Source organism: Microbacterium sp. AZCO (genome assembly GCF_039614715.1).
Taxonomy (GTDB): Bacteria; Actinomycetota; Actinomycetes; order Actinomycetales; family Microbacteriaceae; genus Microbacterium.
This window is the reverse complement of sequence record NZ_CP154857.1, coordinates 1,802,754-1,814,251: the sequence shown is the minus strand read 5'-3', so window position 1 is coordinate 1,814,251 and position 11,498 is coordinate 1,802,754. Positions and strand designations below refer to the sequence as shown.

Here is an 11,498-nt window from a genome sequence, read left to right as displayed (position 1 = left end):
TGGCAGACCGGCCCGCTTCGGCCTCGCGACCTCGTCGGTAGGCTCGTGAAGTGAGCTCCGCCCCGCACTTCGACGACGCGCATGCGGCCGGCGAAGCGCGGCGGGCGGGGCGCCAGGGTCTCGGTGTCGCGCTCGCGACGAGCGCATACGGCATCTCGTTCGGCGCCCTCGCCGTGACGGCGGGCCTCGACGCGTGGCAGACCTGCATCCTGAGCCTCGTGATGTTCACGGGCGGGTCGCAGTTCGCGTTCGTGGGCGTCATCGGCGCCGGTGGACTCGCGGCCGCGCCCGCAGCGATCGCGTCGGCGGCGCTCCTCGGCGTGCGCAACGCCGCCTACGGCATGCGCATGTCGCCCGTCATCGGGCGCGGGTTCTGGAAGCGCGCGGCCGCCTCGCAGTTCACGATCGACGAGTCGACGGCCGTGTCGCTCGCGCAGACCTCCCGCCGCGCGCGGCTCGTCGGCTTCTGGGTCACGGGCCTCGCGATCTACGTCGGGTGGAACCTCTCGACTCTCGCGGGCGCGCTCCTCGGCGACGTCCTCGGCGACCCGAAGGCCTACGGGCTGGATGCCGCGGCAGCCGCCGCCTTCCTCGCGCTCCTGTGGCCCCGGCTCCGGCGGCGGCAGGCGATCGCCGTCGGCGTCGCGGCGGCCGTCGTCGCGACGGTTCTGACGCCCCTGCTCATGCCGGGCCTCCCCGTCATCGTCGCGGCATTCGTCGCGATTGTCGTGGGGTGGTTCAACTGGCTGGGGGAGACCGACACGCCTCCCGAGGAGCCGTTCGATGTGGCCGAACGAGAGGGGATGCCGTGACCCTCTGGACCGCCGTGCTCCTGGCATCCGTCATCTGCGTCGCCTGGAAGACCGTCGGCTACCTCGTGCCGCCCGCCGTGCTCGAAGCCCCTCGCCCGGCGCGCATCGCCGACCTGCTGACGGTGGCGCTGCTCGCCGCCCTCGTCGCCGTCCAGACGCTCGGCGTGGGGCAGTCGATCGTGGTCGACGCGCGCGTGCCGGCCGTCATCGCGGCGGCGGGACTCCTGCTGCTGAGGGCGCCGTTCCTCGTCGTCGTCGCCGCGGCGGCGCTGGTCGCGGCGCTCCTGCGACTGTGGGGCTGGGCGGCCTGAGAGGACGCCGCCGGTACCATCGGGGGATGCGCTCCTCGCTCGTCGCCCGCATCGTGACCTGGGTCGTCGCCTTCCTCGTCGGCGCCGTCTACGGGCTCGCCGGGACGATCGCGCAGACGTACAAGTTCGGCTGGTTCCCGCTCGGCCTTGTGCTCGCCGTCATCGGCAGCGGTGCACTGCTCATCGCGGTGCGGCTGCTCACGAGCGACCGCTGGGCGGCTCTCGCGACGGGCCTCGGGATGATGGTGGCGACCCTGATCTTCTCCGGACCCGGCCCCGGAGGGTCGGTCATCGTGCCCCAGACGCCGGAGGGCCAGTTCAACCCGGGAATCGTGTGGACGATCGCGGTTCCGCTGCTCGTCGCGCTGGTCGTCGCCTGGCCTGATCTGTCGCGTGCCCGGCGGAATGAGCCGTCGAAGGTCGAACTAGACTGAACCTGTGACGTATGTGATCGCCCTTCCCTGCGTGGACGTCAAGGACCGCGCGTGCATCGACGAGTGCCCGGTCGACTGCATCTACGAGGGTGAACGCAGCCTGTACATCCACCCGGACGAGTGCGTGGACTGCGGCGCCTGCGAGCCCGTGTGTCCGGTCGAGGCGATCTATTACGAGGACGACCTGCCCGACGAGTGGCAGGACTACTACAAGGCCAACGTCGAGTTCTTCGACGACATCGGCTCGCCCGGCGGCGCGGCCAAGGTCGGCGTGATCCACAAGGACCACCCGATCATCGCGGAGCTGCCGCCGCAGGCCGACTGACCGTGGGGGTCGCCGATCTCGCGGACTACCCGTGGGACGCCGTCGCGCCGTACGCCGCGAAGGCCCGGTCGCACCCGGACGGGATCGTCGACCTGTCGATCGGGTCGCCCGTCGACCCGACGCCGCGCGTCGTCGCCGATGCCCTCGCGGCCGCGACGGACGCCCATGCATACCCGCAGACCGTCGGCACGCCTGCCCTCCGCGAGGCCGTCGTCGACTGGTTCGCACGCCGCCGCGGCGTGCCGGGCCTGACGCACGCCCACGTGCTGCCGTCGATCGGCTCGAAGGAGCTCGTCGCGCTGCTGCCGCTGCTGCTCGGCCTCGGGCCCGGCGACATCGTCGTGCATCCGCGTGCCGCGTACCCGACGTACGAGGTCGGGGCGCGTCTCGTCGGCGCGACCCCGGTCGCCTCGGACGAGCCGGGGGAGTGGCCGGAGGGCACGCGTCTCGTCTGGATCAACTCGCCCGGCAACCCCGACGGCCGGGTCTGGGATGCCGCATCCCTTCGCACCGCCGTCGCGCGCGCCCGTGAGCTGGGCGCCGTTCTCGCGAGCGACGAGTGCTACGCCGAGCTCGGCTGGGATGCCCCGTGGGATGTCGAGCCCATCCCGTCGGCGCTCGATCCTCGCGTCACCGGCGGAGACCTCACCGGGGTCGTCGCGGCCTACTCGCTCAGCAAGCAGTCGAACCTCGCCGGCTATCGTGCGGCGTTCCTCGCGGGCGACGCAGGGCTGCTGGAGCGGCTGCTGACGGCGCGCAAGCACCTCGGACTCATGCTGCCGCAACCGGTCCAGGCGGCGATGGTCGCGGCGCTCGGCGACGACGCCCACGTCGCGGCGCAGAAGGAGCTGTACCGCGCGCGGCGCGCGCGGCTCAAGCCCGCCGTCGAGGCGGCCGGGTTCCGCATCGACCGCAGCGAGGCCGGGCTGTACCTCTGGGCGACCGAGGGGCGCGACGCGTGGGAGAGCCTCGACAGGCTCGCGGGCGCCGGCATCCTGGTCGGTCCCGGCCACTTCTACGGCTCGCACTTCCCCCAGCACGTGCGCTTCTCGCTCACCGCGACGGATGAGCGCGTCGCGGCCGCCGCCGCACGACTCCAGGCGCTCTGAGGCATCCATAGAAGGCATCCGTAGCATTCCTCCAGTGGATGCCTCGGGCCTTTGGCTGCGTCCGCAGTAGGCCTCGACGGCCACTAGGCTGTAAAAGCGCAAGACGGCACCCGTCGATGCGCAGCGAAGGCTCGTCCGTGGGCGCCACAGCCCTCCGAGCCGACGACCCCCACGATCGAACCGCAATCGCGAGGAGGCGCCGTGACCGACGCGAGCACGCAGCAGGAGAAGGCAACGCTTACCATCGGCGATCGAACCGCCGAGTTCCCGCTGCTGCGCGGCACCGACGGCATCCCGAGCGTCGACATCTCGACGCTGACCCGCCAGACCGGGCACACGACTCTCGACTACGGGTTCGTCAACACGTCGGCGACGAAGTCGGCCATCACGTTCATCGACGGCGACAAGGGCATCCTGCGCTACCGCGGCTACCCGATCGAGCAGCTCGCGGCGAACAGCACATACCTCGAGGTCGCCTGGCTCCTCATCTACGGCGAGCTGCCGACGGCCGATGAGCTCGCCGCGTTCGACGAGCGCATCCGTCACCACACGCTGCTGCACGAAGACCTCAAGCGCTTCTTCTCGGCCCTGCCGCACACGGCGCACCCCATGTCGGTGCTGTCGTCGGCGACGGCCGCGCTCTCGACCTACTACGAGAACGAGTCCGACCCGAACAACCCCGAGCACGTCGAGCTCAACACGATCCGCATGCTCGCGAAGCTTCCGGTGATCGCGGCGTACGCGCACAAGAAGAGTGTCGGTCAGGCCTTCCTCTATCCCGACAACTCGCTGAGCTTCGTCGACAACTTCCTCAAGCTCAACTTCGGCGTGCTGAGCGAGCTGTACGAGATCAACCCCGTCATGTCGCGTGCGCTCGAGCGCCTGCTCATCCTCCACGAGGACCACGAGCAGAACGCCTCGACGTCGACCGTTCGGCTCGTCGGCTCGACCGGCGCGAACCAGTTCTCGTCGATCTCGGCGGGCATCAACGCCCTCTACGGTCCGCTGCACGGCGGCGCCAACGAGGCCGTGCTCAACATGCTCGCTCAGATCCGCGACTCGGGCGAGAGCGTGCAGCGCTTCGTCGAGCGGGTGAAGAACAAGGAAGACGGCGTCAAGCTCATGGGCTTCGGGCACCGGGTCTACAAGAACTACGACCCGCGAGCGAAGCTGGTGAAGGAGTCGGCCGACGAGGTGCTCACCGAGCTCGGCGTGCACGACCCGCTGCTCGACCTCGCCAAGGAGCTCGAGGAGATCGCGCTCAACGACGACTACTTCCGCGAGCGCCGGCTCTACCCGAACGTCGACTTCTACACGGGCGTCATCTACAAGGCGATGGGCTTCCCGACCCGCATGTTCACGGTGCTCTTCGCGATCGGGCGTCTGCCCGGCTGGCTCGCCCACTGGCGCGAGATGCAGTCCGACCCGCAGACGAAGATCGGCCGCCCGCAGCAGCTCTACGTGGGTGCGCAGGAGCGCGACTACCCGGGTCTCGGCTGAGCCCGGCCGAGCTGCGCACGAACGCGGTCCAGATTCCGCAGGCTCCCGTCGCCGGGATGCTGCGAAACCTGGACCGCGTCGTGCTGTGCGGGCTCAGGCCTCCGCGCCGACCAGCTCAAGCTCGTCGATGCGGCGGCCGGGCATCCCGACCTCACTGCGCGGCCGTCGCGTCGTCGCGATGACGATGACCGCCGCGGCGAAGGCGAGTGCGGCCATGGTCAGCCACGCGATGTCGTAGCCCGACTCGAACGGGGAGCCGGAGGCATCCACCGTTCCGAAGACCAGCGCGCTCGTGAGGGCCGAGCCGAAGGCGGAGCCGATCGTGCGGAGGTTGGCGTTGACGCCGGTTGCAACCCCGACCCGGGCAGCGGGCACGCTCTGCACGATGATGCTCGCCGCGGCGGCGTAGGAGGCGCCGATGCCGAGGCCGAAGAGGCCGCCGGCGACCGCGAGCTGCCAGAGCTCCGTGTGCACCACGACGGCGCTGAGCACGGCGACGCCCATGACGGCCGCGCCGAGCGCGAGCTGCACGCGCAGGGGGAGGACCCGCGACAGCGCGCCCGTCGCGAAGCCCATCGCCGACATGCCGATGAGGAGCGGCAGCAGCACGAGGCCCGCGGCGCGGGCGTCGAGGCCCATGCCCCAGCCGGTCGCCGACGCCGTCTCGAGGAACTGGGGCAGGTAGCCCCAGAAGCCGAACGCGGCGGCGCCGACGAGGAACGCGGCGGCGTTCGTGGGCCAGATGGCGCGGTCGAGCAGCATCCGGATGTCGACGAGCGGCTCGCTCGCGCGGAGCTCGGCGGTCACCCACGCGGCGAACAGCACGACCGCGAGCGCCAGGAGTCCGAGCACGGCCGGGCTCGTCCACCCCCAGCGGGCCCCCGAGGTGAGCGGGATGAGCAGGGCCACGAGCCAGCCCGACAGGAGCACCGCCGACAGGACGTTGAGCGATCCCGTGCTCGTCGTGCGCGAGCGCGGCACCCAGGCGACCGTGAGCAGGATGCCGATCACGGACAGGATGAGGGGCACGAGGAACAGCCCGCGCCAGCCCACGGACTCGGAGAGCGGCCCCGCGAGGACGCTGCCCGCCGCGCCGCCGATGCCGATGATGGAGCTCATCGCGCCGATTGAGCCGGTGACGCGCTCGCGCGGCACGGTGTCGCGGATCAGCCCGAAGGCCAGCGGGAAGAGCGCCCCGCCGACGCCCTGCAGCACGCGGCCGACGAGGAGGATGCCGATCGATGAGGCGTAGAACGCGACGAGGTCGCCGATCACGATGACGACGAGCACCGCGAGGAACGTCGACCGGCGTCCGCGGAGGTCGCCGACACGGCCGAGGACGGGCGTCGCGACGGCCGCGGCGATGAGCCACGCCGTCATGGTCCACGAGGCGGCGTCCGAAGTCACGCCGAGGTCGGACTGCATGAGGGGGATGACGGGGATGACGAGGTTCTGCAGGAGCGCGAGCGAGGCGACGCTGAGCGCGAGTGCCAGGAACGCGCGTGTCGATGATGAGCGCACGAGGGGTCCTTCCAGTGGCTTGATCCGGCGAATGCCGGTTAGAATTGGAGGGCGACTCCGATCGGAGGTTGCCTCCGCTTACGAAGATAGCGGAGGATGCCTCCGGTTAGCAACCCTGCAGAGAGGAATTCCGATGAGCGTGACCGAACGAGTGAGCGTGCTCGAGACACGGCGCCCGCGCCGCGCCGACGCCGCCCGCAACTTCGACGCGCTCGTCGAAGCAGGGCGCCAGGCGTTCGCGGAGCAGGGCTCGGCCGCGTCGCTCGAAGACATCGCGCGTCGCGCCGGAGTGGGCATCGGCACGCTCTACCGCAACTTCCCGACGCGCGACGATCTCGTCGAGACGCTCTACATCCGCGAGGTCGAGGCGCTCGCGCAGGCGGCCGAAGACCTGTCCTCGCTCGAGCCGTGGGATGCCCTCGCCGCGTGGCTCGATCGGTTCGTGCAGTACGTCGGCACGAAGCGGGCCCTGCTCGACAGCCTCAACCGCGAGTCCACCGTGCTCGGCGAGTGCCGGGCGATCATGTTCGAGGCCGGCGAGCCGCTCCTCGCCCGCGCTCAGGAGGCGGGCCTCGTCGACCCCGACATCTCGATCAGCGACGTCGTGCGACTCGTGTCCGGCGTCGCCGCCGTCTCCGCCTACGACGACGAGGCGCAGCGCAAGCGCGTGCTGGCGCTCGCGATCAGAGGGATCCGCGCCTGACGGCGCCGCCCCGCACGCGGCGAACGATCAGGCGTGCAGCGCCTCGTTGAGCGTGACGCCGACGCCTGCACGGCGGACAGCCTCGATGGCTCCCGTGAGCGAGTTGCGGCGGAAGAGCAGGCCATCGCGACCGGACAGGTCTGCGCCTTTGACGACGGGACGCGAGCCGTCGGCGCGCGAGGGCTCGTCGGCGAGCACGATCTTCGATCCGGCCGTGACGTAGAGCCCGGCCTCGACGACGCAGTCGTCGCCCACCGAGATGCCGATGCCCGCGTTCGCCCCGAGAAGCGTGCGAGCGCCGATCGACACGCGGTGCGCGCCGCCGCCGGAGAGTGTGCCCATGATGGAGGCGCCGCCGCCGATGTCGCTGCCGTCGCCGACGACGACGCCCTGAGAGATGCGTCCCTCGACCATCGAGGCGCCGAGAGTGCCGGCGTTGAAGTTGACGAACCCCTCGTGCATGACCGTCGTGCCGGGTGAGAGGTACGCGCCGAGGCGCACGCGCGAGGCATCCGCGATCCGCACTCCAGGCGGGGTCACGTAGTCCAGCAGGCGCGGGAACTTGTCGAGGCCCTGCACCTGGATGCCGTCGCGCTGCAGGAACGGCCGCAGGCGGGTGAGGTCGTCGGGGTGCATCGGCCCGGCGCTCGTCCACGCGACGTTCGGCAGGTGCGCGAAGATGCCGGTCAGGTCGACCTCGTTCGGTGCGACGAGCCGGTGCGACAGCGCCTGCAGGCGCAGGTAGGCGTCGGATGTCGACGCCGGCGCCGCGTCGAGGTTGACTTCGATCGTCACGACGTCGACGGTCACCGCCCGGCGAGCGTCGGGCACGGCGAGGTGCTCGAGGTCTTCGGGGGGCATCGCGGGGTCGAGTCCGAGGGGGATGCGCCCCATCGCCGGCTCGGGAAACCACGTGTCGAGTACCGTGCCATCGGCCGCCGTCGTCGCCAGGCCCGTGCCCCACACCCACCGCTCGTCGCTCATGCCATCAACGGTAGCGCGCGAGGGGGTGCCGTCCGGACGCTCAGCGGTGCTCAGTAGACTCGGGGGATGCCGGCGCTCGATCTGTCCGCGACCTCCGTCGACCTCACGAGGGCGATCTGCGACATCCCCAGCGTGTCGGGTGAGGAAGCCGCCCTCGCCGATGCGATCGAGGACGCGATCTCCGGTCTCGCACACCTCGACGTCTACCGCGACGGCGACACGATCGTCGCGCGCACGAACCTGGGGCGGGCGCAGCGCGTCGCGATCGCCGGGCACATCGACACCGTCCCGATCAACGGCAACGTGCCGACGCGCGACCTCGAGCTCGACGGGCGCCCGCACCTCTGGGGCCGGGGCACGGTGGACATGAAGGCCGGCGTCGCCGTCCAGCTCAAGCTCGCCGCCGAGCTCACCGACCCTCGCGTCGACATCACGTGGATGTGGTACGACCACGAGGAGGTCGAGGCCGAGCTCAACGGCCTCACGCGTCTCTCGGCATCCCGTCCCGATCTCTTCGCGGCCGACTTCGCGATCCTCGGCGAGCCGTCCAACGGTCAGGTCGAGGGCGGATGCAACGGCAACCTGCGCGCGATCGTGCGCACGCACGGCGTCCGGGCGCACAGCGCCCGCGCATGGGTCGGCGAGAACGCGATCCACAAGGCGGCGCCCATCCTGGCCCGTCTCGCCGAGTACCGGCCGCGCGAGGTCGCCGTCGAGGGCCTGGTGTACCGCGAGGGGCTCAACGCCGTGCGCATCCGCGGCGGCGTCGCCGGCAACGTCGTGCCCGATCTGTGCGAGGTCGAGGTCAACTACCGCTTCGCACCCAGCCGGTCGGTCGAGCGTGCCGCGGCACACGTGCGCGACGTCTTCGCGGGCTTCGAGGTCGAGGTGGTCGACCTCGCTGCGGGCGCACGTCCGGGCCTCGATGCGCCTCTGGCGCAGGAGTTCGTCGCGGCCGTCGGGGCCGAGCCGCGACCGAAGTACGGGTGGACCGACGTGGCACGCTTCTCGGCGATGGGCGTGCCCGCCGTCAACTACGGACCCGGCGACCCGCACCTCGCGCACCACGACGAGGAGCGCGTGCCGATCCACCAGATCGAGGACGTCGAGCGCGGGCTCCGGGCGTGGCTGACCAGCTCCTGACCCCGACGGCTCCGCGGACGCTGCGACAGCGCGTCGCGGGGCTTCCCGTCGCGGTGCGGATCGGCATCGTCTACGTCCTCGCGCGGCTCGTCACGACGGGACTCTTCCTCGCCGCGGCCGCCGTCACGCCTCTGAACTCGCGGTTCGGATCGTCGCCCGGCCTCGGCGCGTTCGCGGCCGGGTGGGACGCCTGGTGGTACTGGTACGTCTCGCTGTACGGCTATCCCGCGCAGCTCCCGCTGACGGACTCCGGGCTCATCGCCGAGAACTCGTGGGCCTTCATGCCGCTCTACGCATACCTGGCAGGAGCCGTGGGATGGGTCCTCGGAAACTGGGTCGCCGGCGCCGTCATCGTCTCCCTCGTCGCGGGATACCTCTCGTGCCTCGTCCTGTACCGGATGCTGCGCATGCGCGGCGACGGGAGCATGGCGATGTGGGCCGTCGTCTTCTTCGCGGCGGGCCCGCTCGCGGCGATGTTCCAGGTGGGCTACGCCGAGTCCCTCTTCCTCCTGTGGCTCTTCCTCGCGCTCTGGTGTGTCATGCGCCGCGAGTACGCCTGGCTCTATCTGCTCGTGCCGCTCATGGGCTTCACGCGTCCCGGCGTGCTCGCCTTCGCCCTGTTCCTCGCGCTCCACGGAGTGCACCGGTGGTTCACGCGGCGGACCGAGCCGCTGCCGCGCCGGCACATCGTGCACATCGTCGCCGTCGGCCTCCTGTCGGTCGTCGTCGGATTCTCGTGGCAGGTCCTCGCCGCGATCGGCACGGGCGATCCCGGCGCCTACCTCGCGACCGAGCTCGCGTGGCGGCGCAACTGGATCCTCGACGCGACCCCGCACTTCCTGCCGTTCGAGGGCTTCGTGCAGGGCGCGCAGTTCTGGGCCGGCCAGATGCAGCTCGGTGAGACCACGGGCACGGTGATCCTCGTCGCGGCCGTGATCGGAGCGGCGGCGCTTTTGCTGTTCGAGCCTCACGTCAAGCGGCTGGGAGCCGATCTGCGACTGTGGACAGCCAGCTATCTGCTGTACCTCCTCGCCGTGTTCTTTCCGCAGTCGAGCCTGTTCCGCCTCCTGCTCCCGGTGTCGCCCCTGTGGGGTGCGGCGGCGATGCCGCGCTCGCGCGTGTGGCGCATCGGCGTCCTCGTCGCATGCCTGCTGGGGCAGTGGTGGTGGATCCACACGATGTATGCCATGGCGGGAACGAGCATCTGGACGGTGCCCTGATCCACTGCCTGTGGGCGTCGGATCATCCCGTGTCCTGGCCTGAGGATAAACTTGCTAGGCAGACCTACGACGAAAGGGAGCCGCAATGGCAGCCATGAAGCCGAGAACCGGAGACGGGCCGATGGAGGCCGTGAAGGAGGGTCGCCTCATCATCGTGCGTGTTCCGCTCGAGGGCGGGGGGCGCCTGGTCGTCTCGGTGAACGACGCTGAGGCGAAGGAGCTGTACGACGTGCTCGGCGAGGTTGTCACCGCCTGAGTCGTCGCGAACGAGGGAACGGCCGGTCTTCTGACCGGCCGTTCCGCGTTTCCGGATGGATGCGCCTCAGTCGGAGGCGACCGTCGTGAGCTGCAGGAGGCCCTCGCCGACGATCGAGAGGGCGCCGATCACGGCGGCAGACGACTGGGTCTCCTGGATGAGCGAGCGGTATGCGGTGGTCACGGGATCCCGTCGGACCGGATCCGCGACAGCGCCTCCCGCGAGGACCCGTGGCACCAGCACGATGCCGCCCGCGCGAACGAGGCGCAGACCGTGCTCGACGTATTCGATGACTTTCTCGGCATCCGCGTCGACGAGGACGATGTCATACGACGCCTCATTCATGCGCGGGAGCACATCGGATGCCCGCCCCGTGATGAACCTCGCGCGCGCCGGGGGAATCCTCGCGTCCGCGAACGCCTGACGCGCGGCGGCGAGATGCTCGGGCTCGCTGTCGATCGTCGTCAGCGTCGCGCGGGGCGCGCCCCGCATGAGCCAGAGGCCCGACACTCCTGCGCCCGTGCCGATCTCGACGATGTTGAGGGCCTGGGATGCCGCGGCCAGCAGCGCGCACTGCGCGCCGACCGCCGCGCTGATCGGCGCCGCTCCCAGCTCGAGCGCGTGCGCGCGAGCCCGGGCGATGTGATCGGGCTCCACCGTCGCCTCGGCGGCGAACCGGTAGTTCGCGTCCTGCTCGCTCATGCGTGCTCCTCCCGGGCCAGCCTACGTCCCGTGCGGGCAGGGACCTCACAGGCGCGGCGGTAACCTGAATGCATGTTCTTCGGGCTCACGATCGAGAAGCTGCTGGTGATCGGAGTCATCGCCGCGCTCCTCGTCGGGCCCGAACGACTCCCGCGCTACGCCGAGACCCTCGCCCGCTTCACGACGCGTGCCCGCGAGTACCTCCGTGGAGCTCGCGACCGCGTCAAGGAGGAGATGGGCGACGAGTTCGACGACGTCGACTGGCGCACGCTCGATCCCCGCCGGTACGACCCCCGGCGCATCATCCGCGAAGCGCTCCTCGACGACGCCCCCGTGCCCACCGTGCGCGCCGCCTCGGCGGGCGCCGCCATCGCGGCCACCTCGTCCTCACCCTGGGTGCCCGAAGGGGCGGGCACGTTCGTGCCGGGGGAAACGCCCCCCTTCGACTCCGAGGCGACCTGATCCCCACCGCGATTCC

14 protein-coding genes are annotated in these 11,498 nt (G+C 70.9%); 11 read left to right on the top strand and 3 right to left on the bottom strand.

Translation table 11 applies throughout. The annotated features are described in order from the left end of the window. Positions 1-50 precede the first annotated feature (50 nt). From AAIB33_RS08505 to AAIB33_RS08480, 6 genes are all read left to right on the top strand, one after another. On the top strand, positions 51-812 hold the full coding sequence (locus AAIB33_RS08505; protein ID WP_345803106.1) for an AzlC family ABC transporter permease: 762 nt from the start codon (positions 51-53) through the stop codon (positions 810-812). Continuing rightward, positions 809-1,123, top strand: a complete 315-nt coding sequence (locus AAIB33_RS08500) for an AzlD domain-containing protein (protein ID WP_345803105.1) — start codon at positions 809-811, stop codon at positions 1,121-1,123. The genes AAIB33_RS08505 and AAIB33_RS08500 overlap by 4 nt, the downstream gene beginning before the upstream one ends. Positions 1,124-1,149: 26 nt before the next feature. Continuing rightward, positions 1,150-1,557 carry a DUF6113 family protein gene (locus AAIB33_RS08495; protein WP_345803104.1) on the top strand — a complete coding sequence of 136 codons (408 nt, stop codon included), beginning with the start codon at positions 1,150-1,152 and terminating at the stop codon, positions 1,555-1,557. A gap of 4 nt (positions 1,558-1,561) precedes the next feature. Then, the gene (gene fdxA / locus AAIB33_RS08490) at positions 1,562-1,882 is read left to right on the top strand and encodes a ferredoxin (protein ID WP_133543056.1); all 321 of its coding nucleotides are present in this window, start codon (positions 1,562-1,564) and stop codon (positions 1,880-1,882) included. A gap of 2 nt (positions 1,883-1,884) precedes the next feature. Next, positions 1,885-2,991, top strand: a complete 1,107-nt coding sequence (gene dapC / locus AAIB33_RS08485; protein WP_345803103.1) for a succinyldiaminopimelate transaminase — start codon at positions 1,885-1,887, stop codon at positions 2,989-2,991. Between the two features lie 201 nt (positions 2,992-3,192). Continuing rightward, entirely contained in the window at positions 3,193-4,491 is a 1,299-nt protein-coding gene (locus AAIB33_RS08480) for a citrate synthase (RefSeq protein ID WP_345803102.1), read from the top strand. A 93-nt stretch (positions 4,492-4,584) separates the two neighbouring features. Here the strand turns inward: AAIB33_RS08480 and AAIB33_RS08475 are convergent, their stop codons facing one another. Continuing rightward, positions 4,585-6,012 (bottom strand): MFS transporter, encoded by a 1,428-nt coding sequence (locus tag AAIB33_RS08475; protein ID WP_345803101.1) that lies wholly within the window; start codon positions 6,010-6,012, stop codon positions 4,585-4,587. 133 nt (positions 6,013-6,145) lie between these two features. Here AAIB33_RS08475 and AAIB33_RS08470 point away from each other — a divergent pair, with 133 nt between their 5' ends. Next, entirely contained in the window at positions 6,146-6,715 is a 570-nt protein-coding gene (locus tag AAIB33_RS08470; RefSeq protein WP_345803100.1) for a helix-turn-helix domain-containing protein, read from the top strand. Between the two features lie 27 nt (positions 6,716-6,742). On the opposite strand, the gene dapD is transcribed toward AAIB33_RS08470, so the two are convergent. Next, entirely contained in the window at positions 6,743-7,699 is a 957-nt protein-coding gene (gene dapD / locus AAIB33_RS08465) for a 2,3,4,5-tetrahydropyridine-2,6-dicarboxylate N-succinyltransferase (RefSeq protein WP_345803099.1), read from the bottom strand. A 66-nt stretch (positions 7,700-7,765) separates the two neighbouring features. Between dapD and dapE the strand changes: the two genes are divergently transcribed. The 3 genes from dapE (at position 7,766) to AAIB33_RS08450 (ending at position 10,318) form a co-directional block, all read left to right on the top strand. Continuing rightward, positions 7,766-8,842 (top strand): succinyl-diaminopimelate desuccinylase, encoded by a 1,077-nt coding sequence (gene dapE, locus AAIB33_RS08460; RefSeq protein WP_345803098.1) that lies wholly within the window; start codon positions 7,766-7,768, stop codon positions 8,840-8,842. Continuing rightward, complete coding sequence (locus AAIB33_RS08455) at positions 8,824-10,062, top strand: hypothetical protein (protein ID WP_345803097.1); 1,239 nt, start codon at positions 8,824-8,826, stop codon at positions 10,060-10,062. The genes dapE and AAIB33_RS08455 overlap by 19 nt, the downstream gene beginning before the upstream one ends. Positions 10,063-10,147: 85 nt before the next feature. Further along, the gene (locus tag AAIB33_RS08450) at positions 10,148-10,318 is read left to right on the top strand and encodes a DUF3117 domain-containing protein (RefSeq protein WP_345803096.1); all 171 of its coding nucleotides are present in this window, start codon (positions 10,148-10,150) and stop codon (positions 10,316-10,318) included. Positions 10,319-10,384: 66 nt separating this feature from the next. Here AAIB33_RS08450 and AAIB33_RS08445 read toward each other — a convergent pair whose 3' ends face one another. Beyond that, entirely contained in the window at positions 10,385-11,020 is a 636-nt protein-coding gene (locus tag AAIB33_RS08445) for a class I SAM-dependent methyltransferase (protein WP_345803095.1), read from the bottom strand. Positions 11,021-11,092: 72 nt separating this feature from the next. Here AAIB33_RS08445 and AAIB33_RS08440 point away from each other — a divergent pair, with 72 nt between their 5' ends. After that, complete coding sequence (locus AAIB33_RS08440) at positions 11,093-11,482, top strand: Sec-independent protein translocase TatB (protein WP_345803094.1); 390 nt, start codon at positions 11,093-11,095, stop codon at positions 11,480-11,482. The last annotated feature ends 16 nt before the right edge of the window (positions 11,483-11,498 follow it).